Below are 20,244 nucleotides of genomic sequence, written 5' to 3' on the forward strand. Positions count from 1 at the left end.
GCCGTCGTAAAAGGCAACTACCGCGCGTAACGGCTTCGGCGCAGGGCCTGCCAGCCAACGCCAACCAGCCCGATCAGCAGCAGTGGTCCCAGCAGGTTGAGTGCCTGCCAGCCGGTACGATCTGTGTCGAGCCGAATCTTGTCGAGGGGGCGTAGCGTCACCGTCCGGGCGCGGGAGGCAATTACACCGTCCGGATCGACCAGATAATCGATGGCGTTCATGGCGAAATCCTTGTTGGCGTAGGTCGTGCGGGTGAACCGGTCGAAACCCAGCGGATACGGTTGATTTTGCCGGTAATTGACGTCGTTGATGACCAGATCCCCGTCGGAGCAGATCAACACGCGCGAGGGAACGCCTTCGGCCACGAAGCCAGCCGCCCGTGGGTCGCCGGGCAAAATCTGATTGGCGTAGAGCGAGGTAAACTTGCCCTCCAGCAGACAGGCAATCAGCTTAGAGCCGCCGGTATAGGTTTTCGGGTCGGGTTGTTTGCGGGCTTCCGTGTACGAAATCAGCACGGGTGCTTTCAGATCCTGCGTATAGGGCGACGTGAGCAGCAGCGGTATTTTCTGGATACCCCGCGACTGCACTGTATCGAGCGAGCTGGTGAATCGGGCCAGTACTACATCGAGGTTACGTACGATGGGGTTGCCCGAATTGCCGAAGTTGTTGAGCAGGGGATAGAACCGCCACGGCAACAACTGAATGTTGGGCTTGTCGCCCATGTTACCCACGTTGAGCGGAATGGGCGCGCAGTACATATCCTTCACGACATCGCGGTTGATGCGGACGCCCCAGCGGAAGAACAGGTTGTCGAGGTTCAGGTTCAGCGGCTGCGCGTAAGTGCCTTCGTTGCTGACCGAATCGACGCGTTGACCATCCACGAAAAACAACGCCCGCCCGCCCTTAATGACGTATTGATCGATCTTGAAAATGTCGTCGTCGGAAAATGGCTTGTCGGGTTTTGGAACGAGCAGCGCATCGATGCCCGTAATCGGACCGGGTTTGCTCATGTCGACAAAAAACAGGTCGTATTTTTCCTGCACCGATGCCAGTAGGTCGGCGAAGCGGGAGGGCGGTACCTGTGTGTTTCCGTACAGCAACCCTACGCGCCGGCGATTCTCCGCCGTTTGGGTCAGCTTCTGAATCGCCGATGCCAGTTGAAATTCCACCCCTTCGTACGACTGGTTCAACTGCTCTTCTTTCGACGCCGTTTTGTTACCCTTTAGCAATAGCACGGGAATTTCCTTGCCGGCATAGGATACGATAGCGCCGGGGAAAATTAGCTTCTCGGTTCGCTTACCGCCTTCGTTGGCAACCAGATTTGTCGGTAATAAACCCCGTTGCTGGAGTCGGTCGATCAGTTTGCCTTTTTCGTCGGCGTTGGTAATCGCGTCCGGATCGATGAATCGGTAAGTGAGGGTGGTACCGGTCTGTGCGTGAAACTCATCAAGCGTCTCGCGCACAGCGTTTTCCAGTCGTTTGAAGGCCGGTGGCAGGTCGCCTGTCAGGTACACGTCGATATGCACGTCGCCGGGTAACGTTTCCAGCATGGTGCGTGTGGCGTCCGAAAGCGTGTATCGCTTTTCCTGCGTCAGATCGATTCGAAAAAAAACAAAGGCCGACAGAACGTTGACGGCAATCAGCGCGAGTACAAAAGCAAGGGTGCGCAGCGAAGCAGCTTTCATGGTCTACAGTAAACGTACAGGACGGCCTAATCTGTCTATGCCCACAGCCTGCAATGAGTGTCCGACGGGTTGTGATACCGCGTCAGTTACAGGCAAGTTTACGGCAAAAGGGTTAAAAACAGGTTTATACACTTATTTTTTGCGCCCGACGCAACCCTCACCTGTGGTCTGTACGTACAGTGGTTAAAAGCGACTTAAACCGGTTCAGCCCATTGCGTCGATACGATGGCTAACGCGCCCCATAGTGCTGCCCTGCCCGATCTGCTGGCCGGTTGTCTCCGCAACCACCGACAGAGCCAGGAATTGCTGTACCGGCAGTTCTACGGATTTGCCATGAGCGTGTGCCTACGGTACGCACCCACCCGCGACAGTGCGCTGGAGGTGCTCAACGACGGATTTTTGAAGGTGTTTACCCGGCTCGATCAGTACGATCCGGCGCAACCGTTTACAGGCTGGCTTCGACGGATTATGATAAATACGGCTATCGATCAGTACCGGCAGGACGTTCGCCACGTGCAATCGAATGATATCGAACAGGCTGACCAATTGAGCGTTGCGCCTGAGCCGGATGCTTACACGCAACTGGCCCATGACGAGTTACTGGCGCTGGTGCAACGGCTGTCGCCCGCTTATCGACTGGTTTTTAACCTGTACGTTGTCGACGGCTACACGCATGATGAGATTGCCCAGAAACTGAGTATATCGGCGGGAGCGTCGAAATCGAATCTGGCCCGCGCCCGTGAGAAACTGCGGACGTTACTGAAACACCACCACCCGGATGAGTATGCAAGAGTTACCCGATGACCAATTGGACGGACTCTTCAGAAAATCGCTGGAAGAGTCTGCACCACCCTACGACCCGGTTGCGTGGCCGATGATGGCTGAGAAACTGGCCGTTCATGACCGGCAGCAGTTCTGGTACCGCTGGCTGCGCCGTGTCTTACCCGTTGCTGTACTGCTGGTGCTGCCCGTCAGCTTATGGTTGCTGACGCACGACAGGTCGTCTGTCGGGCAGAACGACAAGGCGCAGCCAATACAAGTGATTGCTGGTAGCCCAGCTACGCAATCAAACGCGCGCCCGTCAGGTAGATCGGTTGCCAGTGGAAGTGCTGTAGCGGACGAAATCGAATCGGCTGCACCAGGGACATACGAACAGGGGCAGTCAGTCGATCGACGGATGACTGATATCGTGCCGACGGTTAAACGTAAACGACTACAACCACCAGCGCCAGCATTGGCCGTGGGTTCATCGGAGCCTACCGATTCGGAGCAACCGGGAGAAGTTGTGTTAGTAGACGGTGTATTGTCAGAGCAGCCCGGATCGATAACACGAACGCCACTGGTATCTGCCAGCCGAACGACGCGAACGGTCCGGGCAAAACGAATGCGCGTAGGTAAGCCGTTAGCAGCCGGTTTACTCACTCCTGAACCCGGTTCACCAATGCGCGTTAGCCGAACACCGATGGGAAGCAAGTCAGAAGCCAACGGCATGGCTAGCGTTGTTGACCGGCAGGCTACGGCTGTAGAAGAGAGCCCGACCGACCGGTTTCAACTCGTCATCGAGCCGCTGCGGAGTTTGTCGTTCACAACCGCTGGTCAGTTGCCAACGATTGACCGGCCAATGGTAGCGCCCGTAGCCGACGTGCAACCTGCGCAGCTACCAGCAGTCGACCGGGATCGAACGACCGGGTTGAGTTTGCGGGCGATGGTATCACCTGACCTAAGCTCTGTTGGCCTGGCCAATTTTTCCCGGCCCGGTACGAACGTTGGCCTACTGCTGGAGTATCAGGTTCAGCGGTGGCACATGCAGGCCGGTGTGCTGCGTAGCGTCAAAGTATACCAGGCCAACGAGTCGGCGTATGAATATTCGGCTGTACGACAGTGGGCTGTGGTACCGAACAGTATCGACGGTCGGTGTAACATGCTGGACATACCGATCAATCTGCGGTATGACGTCGCGCTGATCCCTCGTCAGCGTGCGCTGCCACCCAGCCGTTGGTTCGTCAGTGCCGGTGCAACGACGTACTACATGCTGCGGGAAGACTACAGCTACAAATACGATAATCCGGCTGACCCCAAGATCAAGTACCGCGACTGGACGACGGAGACCGGACGGTATGGTTTTAGTCAACTGAATCTATCCGGTGGGTACGAACGAGCCGTCACGCAGCGTTTGTTCTGGCAGGTAGAGCCATTTTTAAAAGCCCCGCTGAAAGGTGTCGGCTATTACAAAGTCAATCTCCTGAGTACCGGCGTTTTTTTCTCGCTACGCTACCGACTGTAGTCGTCCGATTCGATTACCACCACTTTTTTTATAAAACAGCACATAAGCCAAAACCAGATGGAAACGCAAAAGACAGAACAACTGAATCGGGGTGAATTTCTTCGCTCGCTGGGTATGAGTAGTGCCGCGCTGATGGCCTTCTACTGCATGGGGACGCTGACGTCCTGCTCGAAAGGCAGTTCTGATCCAACACCATCGACGGGTACGGGTACGGGTACCGGAACCGGTACGCTTGATCTGACGGCATCGGGCAACAGCGCACTGAAAACCGAAGGGGGCTATGTTTACAATGGCAGCATGATTGTGGCCCGCGTGAAAGGAGGAAGCTATGTAGCTTTGTCGAAAGCCTGCACCCACCAGGGAACAAACGTACAGTACCGGCTGTCGCAGAATGACTTCTACTGCCCAAACCATGGCTCGGAGTTCAGCACTACCGGTGCCGTTGAGGTTGGCCCGGCTGGTACGCCCCTTACGGTGTACAAAACCACGCTCAGCAGCGACGGCAACACGCTTACCATCACGACCTAATCCTGACAACAACCTGATGCGATTCTTTCTGTTCGTTTGGCTAACCTGCCTGGCCGTTTGTTCCGCACGGGCGCAGGACTCGACTACCGTTCGGCCGGTGGCTTCGGCTGATACGGTTCCGGCTGTCGATCAGTCGGCGACCGACCTGCTGGCTGGCCTGTCCGATTCGACCACTACCGAACCGTTGCTGCCCCGTAAGATGATCTTTACGCAACGGATATTCTGGGGACCGAAAGGGCTGTTACGTACGATGAACCTTGCCCCACTAACGCCGGAAGGTCGGGCCAAAGAGCTAAAAATCCGGCGGACGATGCTTGTCGCGCACCAGATTGGCGGGTTTGTCACGCTGGCGGGATTCGTGGCGCAGGGCATTCTGGGTGGTAAACTGTACAATGCGAAAGGGCAGGAGTACGTCGACCTGAAGCGCTGGCACGAACGGACGGCCGGGATCATCAACGTAACGTACGGTACGACGCTGGCCTTATCGCTGACAACCCCACCGCCGATCGTGGGTGCTCGTCGCGGCTTCACGACCATCAAGTTGCATAAGTACCTGGCCGTGCTGCACCTGACGGGGATGATCGCCACTAACGTGCTGGCCGGTATGATCGATCAGCATCCCGACCTGAAGCCCATTCACCGGGCGGCTGCTTACACGACTTTCGGGGCCTACGCGGTCTCCATCGCTGCCCTGACGTTTTAACTACGGTATACGGTTTTCGGTGATTGGTTTACGGTAATACCGCCCTGAAACGCTCACCGAGAACCGTATACCGAAAACCGTATACCTTATGAAATTCCTGCTCGTACTCCTTTGCCTCGCCATGCCGATGGCAAAGCGAAAAATCATGGCCGACAAAAGTACGTCGACAGTGACCTACTCGGCCAAACACCCGCTGCACAAGTGGGATGGCGTCAGCCACGACGTGAACTGCGCCATGATCTACAACGACGAAACGAAGCTACCGGAAAGCGTAGCGGTATCGATCAAAGTAGCGTCGTTCGACAGTGACAACAACAACCGGGATTCACACGCGATGGAAGTGCTCGACGGGATTAAATACCCGAACGTTACGTTCGTCAGCTCCGACATCAAGCCGGGTTCCGACGGTCAGTTGGTGGCGAAAGGAACGCTTACGTTCCACGGAATCGCCAAGGCTATCACGGTCCCGGTTACGCGAAAGGAGGCCGGTAACACGATGACGCTGACCGGCGAGTTTCCGGTTAGCCTGACTGACTACAAAATTGAGCGCCCATCGTTGATGGGTATGAAAACGGAAGATGATCTGTTGCTGAAAATCAACGCTGTATTCAAACTGTAATAATTGTTAGACCTGACAGGTTTTGGAAACCTGTCAGGTCTATTGCTGCACGGCTGGCTCAGCTTTCTTGCTGGTGCGGGCAAAGTTCCGGCGGGCCAGGGCGGCACTGATTAGAATCAGTACTGCACCCAGGGCAAACGGCGCACCGGGGAAGTACGTGGGAGCTGCCGAGCCGGTGAAATAAGCGAACAGGTTGGTCATAATCAGTGGCCCAACAATCGATGTCACGCTGGTTAGGCTGGTCAGCGCACCTTGTATCTCCCCCTGTTCGCTGGGCAGTACCTGGTTGGAAATGACGCCCTGCACCGACGGTCCGGCAATGCCTCCCAACGCGTAGACGCCCAGAAACGCGAACATCATCCAGCTTTGCGATGCGAAGGCAAATAGTACAAAGCCCAGCGCACTAAACAGCAGTCCGACGTAAATCGAACGCTCCTGACCAAGCTTCGGAATAATCACGCGGCTGAGACCGCCCTGCACAATGGCGAACGACAGGCCGATGGCTGCCAGCGACAGTCCTACCGTCTTCTGATCCCAGTTGAATTTTTTTATCGTGTAATACGTCCAGGTGCCCTGCACGGCAAAGCCGGCGATGTAAATCAGTACCAGCGACGCAACCAGTCCCAGGATAACCGGGTAGCGGGTCAGGTTTAGCAATGAGCCGATGGGGTTAGCCCGCTTCCAGTTGAACGGTCGCCGGTTCTCGGGGGCTAGCGATTCAGGCAGGACAAACAGGCCATAGACGAAATTGAGCAGTGTCAGGCCCGCCGACACGAAGAAGGGGATGCGTGGACCGTATTGCCCCAGAAAACCGCCCAGGGCTGGCCCCAGAATGAAGCCCACACCGAATGCTGCTCCGACCAGACCGAAGTTTTGCGCCCGCTTCCCCGGGGTACTGATGTCGGCGATGTAGGCGTTCGCTGTCGTGAAGCTGGCTCCCGTGATGCCCGCTAGTATTCGTCCAACGAACAGCCATTCAATCGTCGGAGCAAACCCCTGAAACAGGTAGTCGATACCGAAGCCAAACAGCGAGAAGAGTAATACGGGCCGCCGTCCATAGCGGTCACTCAATCCGCCAAGGACCGGCGAGAAGATAAACTGCATGAGCGCATAAGCAGCCCCCAAAAAACCACCGTATCGAGCGGCCTGACTAATAGTGCCATGAATAAGCTGTTCGATCAGCGTTGGGAAAATCGGGATGATGATACCGATGCCCGTAACGTCGAGCAGCAGGGTGATGAAGATAAACGCCAGTGCCGGAGCCGTACGTTTGGGCATGGGGGGAGGAGTTAGGAAGTTGTAAGGTCGTAAAGTTATACGTTGTAGCGTTGCTACCGACAGACGGACTGACGCGTCAGCACGCTACGACGCCATAACAACTAGCCAAATGCGATGCTGGTGACGTAGCCGGGGTTCAGACAGGCTCTGGCAGTAGGCCTACGATAACGCATTACGCCAGTAATATGGCTGTAGTTCACCTAATCGTTTAGCTACCCACTGCGTCGGATCGTGGCTAGCTGGAACGCCGACCATAACATCGGGTCCATACAGGAAAAGCCGTTCCTGACACACGCCACAGGGCGTTAAAATGATAAAACGACCTGGCGATTCCCGGTACATGCAGACACTACTGACAATGGGTTCATTCAGCGTATACGCCTGACATAAACAACCCGTTTCATGGCACAGAGATACCGTATCGTTCAGGGTGTCGGGAGCTGTGCTGATAAGAAGCTTACCTGTTGCGGTATACATACCGGCGGCACCCTCCGGCTGATTACCGGGAAAACGTGTATCGATGAAGTGGATAACTGCATCTATCAAACGTTGATCAATACCCATGTTCAAAGAGTTTGCAAGGGTGGCTAGTATCGGGGCATGAAAAAAGCCCCAGTCTGGCTTCGGTCTGACCAGACTGGGACTGATTCTTTCGAGGGCTTCAAGCCATCTCAGTGCGTGGATTTGCCTGCCCTGATGAGTTACTCCTCAGAGCCCGGTTCCGTCACTTTTTACGCGTAGGTATTCAGCATGACGGGCATAACCAGCATCAGAATGTCTTCGTTTTCTTCCTTGTCGGCCGGAATCAGCAGACCCGCGCGGTTAGGCGCTGACAGCTCAAGCGAAATCATCCGGGCGCTGATGTTACTCAGCATTTCAGCCATCAGCTTCGCGTTGAAGCCGATTTCCATCGCGTCGCCGTCGTAATCACAGAGTAGCTTCTCGTTGGCTTCGTTCGAATAATCGAGGTCTTCAGCCGAAATCGTCAACGAGTTGGCTTTCAGCGACAGCCGAATCTGATGCGTAGTCCGGTTGGCGTAGATCATGATCCGCTTCAGCGAGTTCAGCAGATCCGTCCGGCCGATGGTCATCACGTTCGGATTGTTCGTCGGTATGGCGTTTTCGTAATCGGGGAAGCGCTCGTCGATCAGGCGACAGATCAGCTGCGTGGTCGGGCGACCATTACCGCCGAAGGTAAACGATGCATTGGCCTGACTGAACTCCGCCGTAACGGGAACCCCTTCCGGCAACGACGCTTTCAGCAGTTGCAGGGCCTTGCGAGGCACGATGATCGAACTGCTGGCTGGCGTACCGAGGTCGGTCCGGCGGTAGCGAATCAGCCGGTGGCCGTCGGTGGCGACGAAGGTGGTATTGTCGCTGCTCAGTTGCAGGAATACCCCCGTCATGGCCGGGCGCAGATCGTCGGTACTGGTGGCGAATACCGTGTTGTTGATGGCGCTCAGCAGGACGTCCGAGGTCATTTCAACCGACTGCGTTTTGGTCACTGTCGGCAGTTTGGGGAAGTCGATCGGATTTTCACCCGACAGCTTGTAACGGCCGTTGTCGGTCAGGATTTCAGTGCCGAATGTGTCCGTATCGATATTGATCGTAACGGGCTGTTCGGGCAGGCTACGCAGCGTATCGAGCAGCAGCTTGGCCGGAATGGCAATCGAGCCGTTTTCGCTGGCTTCGACTTCAATCTGCGTGGTCATGGTCGTTTGCAGATCCGACGCCGTAATCGTCAGCGTACCCGCATCGATACGAAACAGGAAATTTTCAAGGATCGGCACAATCGGGTTGGTTGCCACGACGCCGTTGATATTCTGAAGGTTCTTTAGCAGTACCGACGAGGAGACGATAAATTTCATAGGCCGAATTAGTTGGCTGATTGCTACTTTATATAAAACAAAAGTAGCAAAAAAAACTGAGCCTGTGGTGTCTTGTCAGCCGGAAAGAAACCAATCGACAGACTGCCCTTGTTGACGGAGAAAGTGGCTTCCTCAACCGGCAGGAAGCGCTCATGCCAGCCGTTGGAATCAGCGGTTTATCTGAATCTGTATGGAAACCGAAATCATAAACCGCGTCGCTACCAGCGGCCTTGTCTCGCTCGATCTGGAGGAACTGTACCATCCCGGCGAACGGGTGCTTTACGACCTGAAAGACAATTTATACATGGGGCTGATGCTGCGGGAAAAAGACTTTCGCGCGTTTCTGAAAGAGCACGACTGGCGTCAGTATGCAGGTAAGAACGTCGCAATCACCTGCACGGAAGACGCCATCGTACCGACGTGGGCGTATATGCTCCTGACGCTGCACCTGCAACCCCATGCCAACACGATTGTCTTTGGCGCACTGACCGACCTGGAAGAAAAGCTTTACTTCGACGCCATCGCCCGCATCGACCCCGAGCAGTACCGCGATGCGCGTGTGGTGGTGAAAGGCTGTAGCAAGGTGCCTGTACCGATAGCGGCCTACGTCGAACTGACCCGTGTGCTGAAGCCCGTCGTGCAGAGCCTGCTGTTCGGCGAACCCTGTAGCACCGTACCGCTCTACAAACGGCCGAAATAGAATTGTAAAAAAAGCTATAGAGTTGTAGGGTTATAAAGTTGTAAAGTTGCTGGCGCATGTGGCAATCGGCCGGATGGACTGACGCGTCAGCAACTTTACATCCCTACGACTTTATAACTTTACAACCCTACAACTCCAAAACTCCGAATGAATTATCTTCTTACGGCGGCATTGGCTACGTTGACGGTAGCTGGCGCGTGGGCGCAGCCGCAACCAAAAACGACCAAACCCCGCACTAAAATCGGCACCACCGTACTGCCATTACCCGGTCGGCCTGAACCCGCTGTCACAAAGGGTGAAATCGAGGCACAGATGCGCTTTCTGGCATCCGATGAGCTGATGGGCCGACGCACGGGTGAACCCGGCAATGCCGTAGCTGCCCGATACATTGCCGAACAGTACCGCATGCTGGGCCTGAAACCGGCTGGCGATCAGGGCGATTACCTACAGCGGTTTTCGCTCGATAAAATCGGGGCTGCTCAGTCGGCGACGCTGCTGATCGGTACCGATACGCTACGGCTGGGCAAAGAACTCGTCGTCATGGCGGGTGGACCTGCTACCGTATCCGGCGGTATCGTCTACGCTGGTTATGGCCTGACCGACGGTGAGGAGGGCTACAAGGGGCAGGATGTGAAAGGCAAGATTGTCGTGGTGCAGGGTGGTTCGCCGGATGCTAAAAGCCCGCGTGAAATTTTTCGGGCGGCTAACGAAAAGCGGAAACTGGCTACGCAGAAAGGGGCCGCTGCCTTGCTGGAACTGTACAGCGAATCGATTCCGTGGGGCTTCGTTAATCAGTATTTTAGTCGTGAGCAGGTGAATTTACCCGTTGCCGAAACCAGCGAAGCACCGGTCACGCACCTGTGGATCAACAACGCCAACAACAAGTATAAGCAGCTCAAGGAAAACGGGCAGGCGGTGACGCTGAAAACGTCGGGCCGGTCGCAGCTATCCGTGTCGACGGCGAACGTAGCCGGTATCATCGAAGGCACCGACCCCGCGCTGAAAAACGAATACGTCATCCTGTCGGCGCACTTCGACCATGTGGGCGTTGGGAAGCAGGGGGGCAGCCCGTACCAGCCTAGCGATAGCATTTTCAACGGCGCGCGGGACAATGCGTTCGGAACGGTATCGATTCTGGCGGCTGCTAAAGCGTTGAGTCAGCAACGGCCCAAACGATCGGTGCTGGTGCTGGCCCTGACGGGTGAAGAAGTTGGGTTGCTGGGAAGCACCTACTACGCCGATCATCCGCTGGTACCGCTGAAGCAAACTATATTCGACCTGAACACCGATGGAGCTGGTTATAACGACACGACGCTGGTATCGGTCATCGGTCTGGAACGGACTGGGGCAAAAGCGGAAATAGAAGCCGCTGCCAAAGCTGCCGGTCTCAGTGTATTCGCTGAACCGGCTCCTGAGCAGGGTTTGTTCGACCGGTCTGATAATGTCGCGTTTGCCGCCAAAGGTATTCCGGCCCCAACCTTCTCACCGGGTTTCAAAGCCTTCGACGAAGCGATCGGCAAATATTATCACCAGGCCATCGACAACCCGGAATCGCTGGACATGAACTACGTTTACCGGTTTTGCGAAGCCTACGCCCACGCGGCCCGTCTGATCGCTAACCGCACTACCCGGCCACAGTGGTCGGCGGGCGATAAGTATGAAGCCGCTGGAAAAGCCTTGTACGGGAAATAAGCGGGGGCCTGTGAATAGGCAGGCTCTTGACACCAACAAACTAATCCGGGAAACCCTGCGTTTATACCCTATCAACACGATTCGATCATGCTGCTCAAATATCTGTTCATCATCACGCTTATCATTTTGTTTGTTCCCCCTGTCCGCCGGTTTGTTTTTTACCTGCTGGTCGGTCGGCAACTGGTGAAGCAACAGCGGCAGGCGAACGGATTTGAGCGCCGTCAGGAGGGTGAGATTCGGGTAGACAATAAGCCACCGAAAGGCGATGCGCCATTCAAAGGGGGCGACTATGTCGACTATGAGGAAGTAAAGTAAGTAGCCCTACTGGGGACACATCCATAAAAAGCGACGGGCAGCTACTGATAGCTGCCCGTCGCTTTTTAGTTGCCGCTCGGTTCTTCGTTCCGGTAGCGAACGGCTAACCCGCGCATGCTGTAGCCGTTATCGGTCGCGCTGGTGTAATAGGTGTATTTGACGCCGACCAAGGCGTTGGCTCCCAGTTTCTTCGCCTGTAGTGTCAGCCGGGCCAGCAGCAGTTCTTTCTCCTGCATATCGTTGCCGCGTTTCAGCAGCCGCTTGTTGACCAGTTGACCAGCCCGCACCGGTGTTTCCTCGCTAACTTCCAGATCGCGGATCGGCTCGAACGGTCGTTCGGGGCGCTGGTTTTCGTAAAACACGTCGACGGGGAAGTTCGGCTTGTTTTTGAGGTAGAGCCGGGCGGGGAAGCAGCCCGACAGGCAGGCGGTCAGTAACAGCAGGTAGCCGATTTTCATGGGTGTCGAGGAGGTAAGGTAGCGAGAACTTCGGCTACGACGCGTGGATAATGATCGTGTTCCAGGGCCTGTACCTTTCGGGCTACGTCGTCGGGTGTATCGGTCGGCGTAACCGGGCAATGGGCCTGAAAAATAGGAGCGCCTTCGTCGTAGTGTTCGTTGACGAAGTGAATCGTGATGCCGGATTCGGTTTCCTGAGCGGCCACGACGGCTTCGTGCACAAAATGCCCGTACATACCCTTACCACCGAATTTGGGCAGTAGCGCCGGGTGAATGTTGACGATCCGGTCCGGAAACGCCTGCACGAGTCCGGCGGGCATCAACCACATGAATCCGGCCAGTACGATCAGGTCGATCCTCTGTTGCTGAAGCAGGTGCGTGATGCGGTCGGTCTGGTAGAACGTTGTCCGGTCGAACAGGAGTACCGGAATATGAAGCCGTCGTGCCCGGTCGATAACGCCCGCTTTCGGATTGTTCGACACAATCAGTTCAATCGACACGTCGGTTGAACTGGCAAAATAGTCCGCAATCTTCTCGGCGTTAGACCCCGAACCTGAGGCAAAAATGGCAATGCGTTTCACTGGAAAAAGGGGTTATTGACAGGATTACAGGATTAGCAGGATTTCAGTATTACAAGTGGTTCCGATGGTATCATAGCAATGGACCCGATACGACTACGATGAGTTGTCTGATAATCCTGTCAATCCCGTAATCCTGTCGAAAAAACTCTGACGGGGGCAAATTACAACTTTTGCCTATTTTTGTCCGTAGTCAACCCAAGCGGCCGATGCTGGCAACCAACCAACTTACGTTTGCGTACACCCCCGATAAGCAGTTCGCGTTTCCCGACGTGCGCTGCGCCAACCGCGAAGCCCTGCTGATTCTGGGCCGGTCGGGAACGGGGAAAACGACCTTTCTGCACCTGTTGGCCCTGTTGCTGACACCCAAAAGCGGTTCGGTGACCATCGACAACACCGATCTGACCACGCTTAGCCCCGCACAGACGGCGGCTTTCCGCGCCCGGCACCTGGGAATCGTTTACCAGAAGCCGCACTTCGTCAGCTCCCTGTCCGTGCTCGACAATCTGCTCATGGCCAACTACCTGGCCGGTAAGCCACAGGATAAAAATCGGGCGAAAGAACTGGCGGGTCAACTGGGGTTCAGCGAACACCTGAACAAGAAAACGAATCAGATGAGTCAGGGTGAGCAGCAGCGCGTCAGCATTGCCCGCGCCATGATGAATCAGCCTGACGTGATTCTGGCCGACGAACCGACGTCCAGCCTCGACGACGACAATACCGACCGGGTGGTCCGGTTACTGCGCGAACAATCGGAACAGATCGGGGCCAGCCTGATTGTCGTAACGCACGATCAGCGGCTGAAAGATGTGTTCCCTAATCGGGTTGCACTATGATGCCAGGACCACCGTATCGCTTCCGCGCGTTTTTGCTGTTGCTCATCTGCCTGATTCCGCTGGTAACCACTGCGCAAAACCGGAAAAAGAAAGATTACGTTGTATCGGTCACGACCGACTACGGCCCAATGACCCTGGTGCTCTACGATCAGACACCGAAGCACAAGGATAACTTTATCAAGCTGGTCGATCAGAAGTTCTACGACGGCCTGCTTTTTCACCGCATCATCGAATCGTTCATGATTCAGGGGGGCGACCCTGAGTCGCGTACGGCCGTGGCTGGCGCTGCACTGGGGAACGGCGATGTCGGCTACACAGTACCGGCCGAGTTCGTACCCACGCTGTTCCACAAGAAAGGTGCGCTGGGGGCGGCCCGCGACAACAATCCGGCAAAAGCCTCAAGCGGTTGTCAGTTTTACATCGTTCAGGGACGCGTCTGGGACGAGGCCGGTTTACAGAAGCAGATTGACCGGATCAAAAGCATGAACGGGCATGTGCCGACACCTGAGCAGCAACAAGTGTACAAGACGCTGGGCGGTAGTCCGCACCTCGATGGTAACTACACGGTTTTCGGACAGGTTATCGACGGCCTGGCGGTAGTCGATAGCATCGCCAAACAAGCCCGCGACGAGCGCAATCGACCCCAAAAAGATATCCACATGCGGATGACGGGAAAATGGGTCAAAAAGAAAAAAATTAGCAAGCAATACGGATACGCTTATCCGCAATAAGTCGGAAGCGGCTCAATCACCAACGCAACCGCCTACCAGCACACAATGAAAAAACGGATTCTTTTAACCGGCTCGAATGGGCTACTCGGTCAGAAATTGGTCGATCTGCTAACGCAAACGACTGACGTAGAGCTTATTGCTACTGCTCGGGGTGACAATCGCCTGCCGTACGCTGAGGGCTACTCATATCAGCCGATGGATATTACCGACCGGCAACAGGTGATGAACGTCATTTGTTCGACCCGCCCGGACGTAGTTATCCACACTGCGGCCATGACGGATGTGGATAAGTGTGAATTGCAGAAAGACGACTGCTGGGCACAGAACGTGACCGCCACCGAATCGCTGGTCGAAGCCTGCCGCGAAACGGGCGCTTTTCTGGTCCATGTCTCGACCGATTTTATCTTCGACGGTACGGCTGGCCCCTACGACGAAACAGCTGAAGGTAACCCGATTAGCTTCTACGGCTGGAGTAAACTGGCGGCCGAGAGTGTCGTGCGGCACTCGGGTATCAGCTGGGCTATCGCCCGCACGGTGCTGGTCTACGGTATCGCGCACGACATGAGCCGCAGCAACATCATTCTGTGGGTGAAGAAGTCGCTCGAAGACGGAAAAAATATCAAGGTCGTGACCGATCAGTGGCGGAGCCCGACGCTGGCCGAAGACCTGGCGAAGGGTTGCTACCTGATCGCCGATCAGCGGGCCGAGGGTATCTTCAACATTTCCGGTAAGGAAGTGCTGACGCCCTATGAGATGGCCATCAAAACGGCTGACTATTTCGGACTCGACAAATCGCTGATTGCCCAGGCCGATGGATCGACGTTCAAACAGACCGCCCGTCGGCCCCCGCGTACAGGCTTCGTACTCGACAAGGCCCGGACGGTACTTGGCTACGATCCCCACAGCTTCGAAGAAGGCATTGCCGTACTGGCCAGCCAACTACAACAGCCCGCGTGACGATTTCCGTAAAAGCGAAGCCCGGCAGCAAAGTCGATCTGTTTGCGATCGATGCTGCCGGGCAACTAACGGTCAAACTCAAAGCCCCGGCGCAGGAGGGGCGGGCCAATGCCTACCTGACCGAACTGTTCGCGCGTGAGCTGGGTATTCCCAAGTCTGCCGTAACCATCGTCGCTGGATTCACTAATCCGCACAAGCGGCTGGACATTGCTGTGTCAGAAGCCGACTACGCGCGGTTTCTGGACCGAGTAAAGACGGTTTCCGCTTCAGGTGGTTCGTAGACAGTCCGAGTTTTGCCCGTCAGCTTGGCCGTTTCGACCAGTAGCGAACTTGCCGTGGGTGCGTGATCGGTATGGCAGCGGCAGCAAATCCGGTTATCCTCCTGAATGCAGATCAGGACACCAGTACACGCCGGGCAGGTGAGCGGAGATAACTCACCCACGTCCAGAATCTCCGTCTTGAAGGCTGTTGTGTAGGACGGATCAGAACAAAAAAGCGCCTTCGTTACGGGCGCTTCTTCACAGGATAGTCTGTATTACAGAACGTCGACCGGTTCGGCGACAGTGACACTTGGCTTTCGAGGGACGTAGTGGCGAAAAAAGCTGCTTATCTTCATCTGAATCACGCCAAAAACGGCTTCTTTGAAAATGCGCGACGACATCTTGGACACGCCCTTCGTCCGATCGGTGAAGATAATCGGTACTTCGACCAGCCGGAAGCCGTACTTCCAGCAGGTAAACTTCATCTCGATCTGAAACGCGTAACCAACGAATTTTATGGGGTTATGCAGGATGATTTCCAACACCTCGCGCCGGTAGCAGATAAAGCCCGCCGTGGGGTCCATGATGCTCATTCCGGTGATGAACCGCACGTATACGCCGGCAAAGTACGACATCAGTACCCGACCCATCGGCCAGTTGACGACATTGACGCCCCGAATGTACCGCGATCCAACGGCTACGTCGGCTCCCCCTTCCGCGCAGGCCCGGTAGAGGTTGACCAGATCGTCGGGGTTATGGGAGAAGTCGGCGTCCATCTCGAACAGGTAGTTGTAGCCCCGCGAGAGTGCCCATTTGAACCCGTCGATGTAGGCGGTTCCCAGGCCCAGTTTGCCCCGCCGTTCGAGCATGTACAGCCGCCCCGCAAATTCGTCCTGCAAGTCGCGAACCCGCTGCGCCGTCCCGTCGGGCGAGCCGTCGTCGACGATGAGTAGATCGAACGGCACGGATAGGCTAAACACCTTACGGATAATGGCTTCGATGTTCTCGATTTCGTTATAAGTGGGAATAACAACCAGGCGATCTTTCACGGGATTGGGAGTAATTAGGGAACAAGCGGTTCTGTAAGTTAAACAATGACCGTCCTGTTTTCCGTACAAGTTAATCGTTAAAATTTCTTAATCAGCGTAGTCGCGGCCAGTTTATCGGCCAGCGTACGGGCTTTTCCGATGCAGTCGGCCAGCGATACACCACCGTACCAGTTCGCGCACACAGCCAGGTTCGGCAGCGGCAGCGTGTCGACTTGCTGCCGAAGCGCGGCCAGCCGGGCGTCGTACTGGGGAATGGCCCGCTCCCACCGGAATACCGACTGCCAGATGGGTGCCTGCGCCCGTACGCCGAAGCCGTCGACCAGCTCCTGATGCACGCGCTGCCGGATGATCGCGTCGTCCAGCCGGGCATTATCAGCCGATTGCTGACCGCCCACGAAGGTCGTCAGCAGTACTTCATCGTCGGGGCAGCGACCGGTAAATACCGAACTACTCCAGATGTGCCCCGCAGCAAACCGACCCTCCACCTTCGGATTCAAGCCACCGAAGCCGTCGAGCGGATGACTGACGTCGGCCCGTTTGTAGACCGTGTGGACCGCTGTCATCGGCGGGTAGTTGATCTGCCGCAGTGCGTCGGCCACGGTAGGGACAAGCGTACCCAGCAAGCGGGCTGCCGCCCCGGTATTCGTTGCGATGACCAGCTGGTCGACCTGCACTGTACCCGACGAAGCCGTAACCCGCCAGCCGTCAGCAAGTGGCTCGATTTGACCGACCGGGTCTGCCAGCGACAATCCTGTCAGCGATTTTGCCAGCGTATCAGTCAGCGTCTGCATGCCATTGCGAAAGCTGAACGACTTTTTTCGCTCGGTCTTTCCCTGATTTTTAATCAGTCCCCGCACCACCGAACCGTACTCCCGTTCATACGCCAGCAGCGACGGAAACGTTTCAGCGACGAGCAACTGCTCCGGGTCGCCTGCGTAGATACCCGCGACAAAAGGGCCGAGTGCGTAGTCGACAACTTCCGGGCTGAACCGACGCCGGAAAAACTGGCCGAGCGTTTCGCCGGGGGGCGAGGTCGTTTTGTTCCACAACTCGCGCAGGGCTGCCAGCTTGGTTCGCAGACTGAAAAACGATCCCAGCAGCAGGGCCGGGGGTGTGCCGGGTAGTTCGCGGTACTGCCTGTTGCGGTAGATGTAGCGGTGCTTGCTGACGTCGTTGCTAAAGACAATCTCGGGTGTCAGGTCCAGGCTGTCCAGCCAGTTGAGAAGCGCGGTGTCGCCCAGCAGTGAGTTCGGGCCCAGTTCGCGCAGATAGGCCTGGCCATCGGGCCCCTGTTCCCAGGTCGAGCCGATGTATCCGCCAGCCCGATCGTTGGCTTCCCAGAGGTGATAGGCGATACCCTGCTGCTGTAGCGCGTGGGCCAGCGTCAGCCCCGAAATGCCCGCGCCGATGATGCCGATACTCATGATTTGCGCAGCGTATCGACCTGACCTATCTTTTTCTTCAACTGATCGACCACGTTCTGGTAAATGCGCTCCAGGTACTTCGGATGCGACGAATAGAAGATAAAACTGCGCGAATAAGCCGCTGTGTCGACCTTCATCTTCTGGAACAACTTGGTTTCGATGTGCTTGTAGGCTACCCGTGCCGAGTCGGTCGACGCTAAGCTCAGGCGGCTCGTCTGCGCTTCAGCCAGATGGACCTCCGTCAGAATATCGGCCATCCGGTCTTCCGAAATCAGGTCGTCGGGCTTTTGGTCTTCCGGTGCCTGACAGCCCAGCAGCAACAGCAGGCTGAGCAGGTACCAGCCGTGCCGGACGGTTTGTGTGTTCAAGAGTCTGTACATGGATTTTACCCTTACTTTTGTAAGCTAATCCTACCGGGCAAAGTTCGGACGTGCCCGTTAAAAAAGCCTAACACCGAATGCAGATCGATGAGTTTCTGGCCCGAATCCGCTACTTCGATATTCAGATTCGAAAGGCGGTAAATTCGCAGATGCGCGGTACGTTTCGCTCGGTCTTTAAAGGCACGGGACTTGAGTTCAGCGATCTGCGTACCTACCAGTATGGCGACGATGTGCGGGCCATCGACTGGAACGTATCGTCGAAGGGGCACGGCACGTTCGTGAAGGTGTTTCGGGAGGAAAAAGACCAGACCGTTTTCTTCGTCGTCGACGTGAGTGCATCGCAGCAGGTGGGCCCCCGGCAACGGCTCAAACTGGATACGACGCGCGACGTAACGGGCGTGTTGGCCATGTCGGCCATTCGTGAAGCCAGCCACGTCGGGATGTACTGTTTTTCCGACCAGAAAGAGTGCTACATCAAACCGGCCAGTACGATGAAAACCGGCTATCAGTTGCTCACGAGTCTGCTGGCGCTGGAGCCGCAATCGACGCGTACCAACATTGCCGATGCGTTGCTGTTCACGCTCAATATTCTGAAACGGCGCAGCGTTGTGATTCTGCTGTCTGATTTTATCGATACTGGCTACGAGCATAACCTGAAAGCACTGGCCCGCAAACACGATCTGGTTGTGGTTCACCTCTACGACCGACGGGAAGTAAACCTGCCCCGGCTGGGCATTATCCCGGTTCACGATGCCGAAACGGGCCGGGTCAGCTGGGTCAACACGTCGTCGATGGCGTTTCGGAATCAGCTGCGGGAGTCGTTTCAGACCAATCAGCGGCAGCTCGAGCGGCTGTGTCGGCAGTACAACGCCAATTACCTGGCGCTCGAATCGCAGGAAGATTTTATTCCCCGGCTGGTCGACTTATTTCGGGTGCGTAAATACCAATAGATGAACCGACTCGTACTGCTGTTGCTTGCCATTGGCCTGACGGGCGGGGCGCTGTGGGCGCAACCCCAGCCGGCGGGGTTGCCCGTGGGTCGTTTCCTGACCGACAGTATCGAGATTGGCCGCCCGTTTCAGTACACGTTTTCGTACCACCACGCGGCTGGCGTCGATGTGCTGTTCCCCGATACTGCCACGCAGTTTCGCCCGTTTCGCGTGACGCAGGTGACCGTTACGCCAACGGTGACGACGGGCTCGATCAGCCGCGACAGTGCCGTCTACACGCTGGTGTCGTTCAGCGTCGACCCACTACAAACAATAAAACCACCCGTCCGGCTCATCAACGCTGCTGACTGCACGACGATCGAATCTCGGCCCGACACGGTGTTTCTACGGTCGCGCCTGACAACCCGCCCCGGCCAGCCAATGGCAACGACGCTGGCTTCCGATACACGGCTGGCTCCGTTGCGGCAACAGTTCAACTATCCCCGGCTGCTTCAGGTCGTGGGGCTGCTTTGTCTCAGTCTGCTGGTGTTGCTGCTGCTGTTCGGTAAGTGGCTGCGGCAGCAGGGGCGGCTGTATCAACTGAGCCGGCGGCATAACCGCTTTCTGGCCGAGCACGACCGGCTGACGACCAATCTGTCCAGCGAAACGATTGCCGACACGGCCAATCAGGTAACGGTAAGCTGGAAAGCGTACATGGGACAGCTGTCGGGACAGGCGTATGCTGCGCTGACGACATCGGAAATTGCCGACCTTACCGGCGACGACCGGGTAGCCGATGCGCTGCGCACCACCGATCGGATGATCTACGGTGGGGCGTTCTCGGAGCAATCGGTGGGGGCGTTGCGCGTACTGCGTGACGTTGCTGAACAAACCTACGTCCGATGTCGGCAGCAGATTCTGCAGCCGACATCGAACCCGCCTGAACCACAAACCGACGAACCGAACTGAT

General features: G+C 56.3%; 23 protein-coding genes. 14 read left to right on the plus strand and 9 right to left on the minus strand.

What is annotated here, in order from left to right:
- Positions 1 to 17: 17 nt before the first annotated feature.
- Positions 18 to 1,685, minus strand: a complete 1,668-nt coding sequence (gldG, locus tag CLV58_RS20280; RefSeq protein WP_106139659.1) for a gliding motility-associated ABC transporter substrate-binding protein GldG — start codon at positions 1,683 to 1,685, stop codon at positions 18 to 20.
- Positions 1,686 to 1,910: 225 nt separating this feature from the next.
- Between gldG and CLV58_RS20285 the strand changes: the two genes are divergently transcribed.
- The 5 genes from CLV58_RS20285 to CLV58_RS20305 all read left to right on the plus strand — a co-directional run bounded on the left by CLV58_RS20285 (position 1,911) and on the right by CLV58_RS20305 (position 5,819).
- The gene (locus CLV58_RS20285) at positions 1,911 to 2,489 is read left to right on the plus strand and encodes an RNA polymerase sigma factor (protein ID WP_106139660.1); all 579 of its coding nucleotides are present in this window, start codon (positions 1,911 to 1,913) and stop codon (positions 2,487 to 2,489) included.
- Positions 2,470 to 3,969, plus strand: coding sequence for a hypothetical protein (locus tag CLV58_RS20290; protein WP_106139661.1), 1,500 nt, complete (start codon positions 2,470 to 2,472; stop codon positions 3,967 to 3,969). The genes CLV58_RS20285 and CLV58_RS20290 overlap by 20 nt, the downstream gene beginning before the upstream one ends.
- 57 nt (positions 3,970 to 4,026) lie before the next feature.
- Entirely contained in the window at positions 4,027 to 4,497 is a 471-nt protein-coding gene (locus tag CLV58_RS20295) for a QcrA and Rieske domain-containing protein (RefSeq protein ID WP_106139662.1), read from the plus strand.
- Between the two features lie 16 nt (positions 4,498 to 4,513).
- Positions 4,514 to 5,200, plus strand: a complete 687-nt coding sequence (locus CLV58_RS20300) for a hypothetical protein (protein ID WP_106139663.1) — start codon at positions 4,514 to 4,516, stop codon at positions 5,198 to 5,200.
- 88 nt (positions 5,201 to 5,288) lie between these two features.
- The gene (locus CLV58_RS20305) at positions 5,289 to 5,819 is read left to right on the plus strand and encodes a YceI family protein (RefSeq protein WP_106139664.1); all 531 of its coding nucleotides are present in this window, start codon (positions 5,289 to 5,291) and stop codon (positions 5,817 to 5,819) included.
- Positions 5,820 to 5,858: 39 nt separating this feature from the next.
- Here CLV58_RS20305 and CLV58_RS20310 read toward each other — a convergent pair whose 3' ends face one another.
- The 3 genes from CLV58_RS20310 to dnaN form a co-directional block, all read right to left on the minus strand.
- Entirely contained in the window at positions 5,859 to 7,097 is a 1,239-nt protein-coding gene (locus CLV58_RS20310; RefSeq protein ID WP_106139665.1) for a TCR/Tet family MFS transporter, read from the minus strand.
- A gap of 159 nt (positions 7,098 to 7,256) precedes the next feature.
- On the minus strand, positions 7,257 to 7,661 hold the full coding sequence (locus CLV58_RS20315; protein ID WP_106139666.1) for a cytidine deaminase: 405 nt from the start codon (positions 7,659 to 7,661) through the stop codon (positions 7,257 to 7,259).
- Positions 7,662 to 7,828: 167 nt separating this feature from the next.
- The gene (gene dnaN, locus CLV58_RS20320) at positions 7,829 to 8,965 is read right to left on the minus strand and encodes a DNA polymerase III subunit beta (RefSeq protein ID WP_106139667.1); all 1,137 of its coding nucleotides are present in this window, start codon (positions 8,963 to 8,965) and stop codon (positions 7,829 to 7,831) included.
- A 190-nt stretch (positions 8,966 to 9,155) separates the two neighbouring features.
- Here dnaN and CLV58_RS20325 point away from each other — a divergent pair, with 190 nt between their 5' ends.
- From CLV58_RS20325 to CLV58_RS20335, 3 genes are all read left to right on the plus strand, one after another.
- A complete protein-coding gene (locus CLV58_RS20325; RefSeq protein ID WP_106139668.1) occupies positions 9,156 to 9,665 on the plus strand; it encodes a DUF2480 family protein in 510 nt (169 codons plus the stop codon).
- A 147-nt stretch (positions 9,666 to 9,812) separates the two neighbouring features.
- A complete protein-coding gene (locus CLV58_RS20330) occupies positions 9,813 to 11,357 on the plus strand; it encodes a M28 family peptidase (RefSeq protein WP_106139669.1) in 1,545 nt (514 codons plus the stop codon).
- A gap of 87 nt (positions 11,358 to 11,444) precedes the next feature.
- Entirely contained in the window at positions 11,445 to 11,672 is a 228-nt protein-coding gene (locus CLV58_RS20335; protein ID WP_106139670.1) for a DUF4834 domain-containing protein, read from the plus strand.
- Between the two features lie 65 nt (positions 11,673 to 11,737).
- Here CLV58_RS20335 and CLV58_RS20340 read toward each other — a convergent pair whose 3' ends face one another.
- A complete protein-coding gene (locus tag CLV58_RS20340) occupies positions 11,738 to 12,130 on the minus strand; it encodes a YbjQ family protein (RefSeq protein WP_106139671.1) in 393 nt (130 codons plus the stop codon).
- Positions 12,127 to 12,711, minus strand: a complete 585-nt coding sequence (gene purN, locus CLV58_RS20345; protein ID WP_106139672.1) for a phosphoribosylglycinamide formyltransferase — start codon at positions 12,709 to 12,711, stop codon at positions 12,127 to 12,129. Before purN ends, CLV58_RS20340 begins: the two co-directional genes overlap by 4 nt.
- Positions 12,712 to 12,917: 206 nt before the next feature.
- Here purN and CLV58_RS20350 point away from each other — a divergent pair, with 206 nt between their 5' ends.
- From CLV58_RS20350 to CLV58_RS20365, 4 genes are read left to right on the plus strand one after another with little or no spacing between them, the layout of a single operon-like run.
- On the plus strand, positions 12,918 to 13,544 hold the full coding sequence (locus CLV58_RS20350; RefSeq protein WP_106139673.1) for an ATP-binding cassette domain-containing protein: 627 nt from the start codon (positions 12,918 to 12,920) through the stop codon (positions 13,542 to 13,544).
- Complete coding sequence (locus CLV58_RS20355) at positions 13,544 to 14,275, plus strand: peptidylprolyl isomerase (protein ID WP_106139722.1); 732 nt, start codon at positions 13,544 to 13,546, stop codon at positions 14,273 to 14,275. The genes CLV58_RS20350 and CLV58_RS20355 overlap by 1 nt, the downstream gene beginning before the upstream one ends.
- 45 nt (positions 14,276 to 14,320) lie before the next feature.
- Positions 14,321 to 15,232, plus strand: coding sequence for an SDR family oxidoreductase (locus CLV58_RS20360; protein WP_106139674.1), 912 nt, complete (start codon positions 14,321 to 14,323; stop codon positions 15,230 to 15,232).
- Positions 15,229 to 15,513 carry a DUF167 domain-containing protein gene (locus CLV58_RS20365; protein ID WP_106139675.1) on the plus strand — a complete coding sequence of 95 codons (285 nt, stop codon included), beginning with the start codon at positions 15,229 to 15,231 and terminating at the stop codon, positions 15,511 to 15,513. Before CLV58_RS20360 ends, CLV58_RS20365 begins: the two co-directional genes overlap by 4 nt.
- A gap of 254 nt (positions 15,514 to 15,767) precedes the next feature.
- Here CLV58_RS20365 and CLV58_RS20370 read toward each other — a convergent pair whose 3' ends face one another.
- The 3 genes from CLV58_RS20370 to CLV58_RS20380 all read right to left on the minus strand — a co-directional run bounded on the left by CLV58_RS20370 (position 15,768) and on the right by CLV58_RS20380 (position 18,333).
- Positions 15,768 to 16,541 (minus strand): polyprenol monophosphomannose synthase, encoded by a 774-nt coding sequence (locus CLV58_RS20370; protein ID WP_106139676.1) that lies wholly within the window; start codon positions 16,539 to 16,541, stop codon positions 15,768 to 15,770.
- A 77-nt stretch (positions 16,542 to 16,618) separates the two neighbouring features.
- Positions 16,619 to 17,965, minus strand: coding sequence for a protoporphyrinogen oxidase (gene hemG / locus CLV58_RS20375; RefSeq protein ID WP_106139677.1), 1,347 nt, complete (start codon positions 17,963 to 17,965; stop codon positions 16,619 to 16,621).
- Complete coding sequence (locus tag CLV58_RS20380; RefSeq protein ID WP_245882396.1) at positions 17,962 to 18,333, minus strand: DUF4296 domain-containing protein; 372 nt, start codon at positions 18,331 to 18,333, stop codon at positions 17,962 to 17,964. Before CLV58_RS20380 ends, hemG begins: the two co-directional genes overlap by 4 nt.
- 95 nt (positions 18,334 to 18,428) lie before the next feature.
- On the opposite strand from CLV58_RS20380, the gene CLV58_RS20385 reads away from it, so the two are divergent.
- Both CLV58_RS20385 and CLV58_RS20390 read left to right on the plus strand, forming a co-directional pair.
- The gene (locus CLV58_RS20385) at positions 18,429 to 19,295 is read left to right on the plus strand and encodes a DUF58 domain-containing protein (protein WP_106139723.1); all 867 of its coding nucleotides are present in this window, start codon (positions 18,429 to 18,431) and stop codon (positions 19,293 to 19,295) included.
- Entirely contained in the window at positions 19,296 to 20,243 is a 948-nt protein-coding gene (locus CLV58_RS20390; RefSeq protein WP_106139679.1) for a hypothetical protein, read from the plus strand.
- The last annotated feature ends 1 nt before the right edge of the window (position 20,244 follow it).

It is taken from the genome of Spirosoma oryzae, from assembly GCF_003002825.1.
In the GTDB taxonomy this organism is placed as follows: Bacteria; Bacteroidota; Bacteroidia; order Cytophagales; family Spirosomataceae; genus Spirosoma; species Spirosoma oryzae.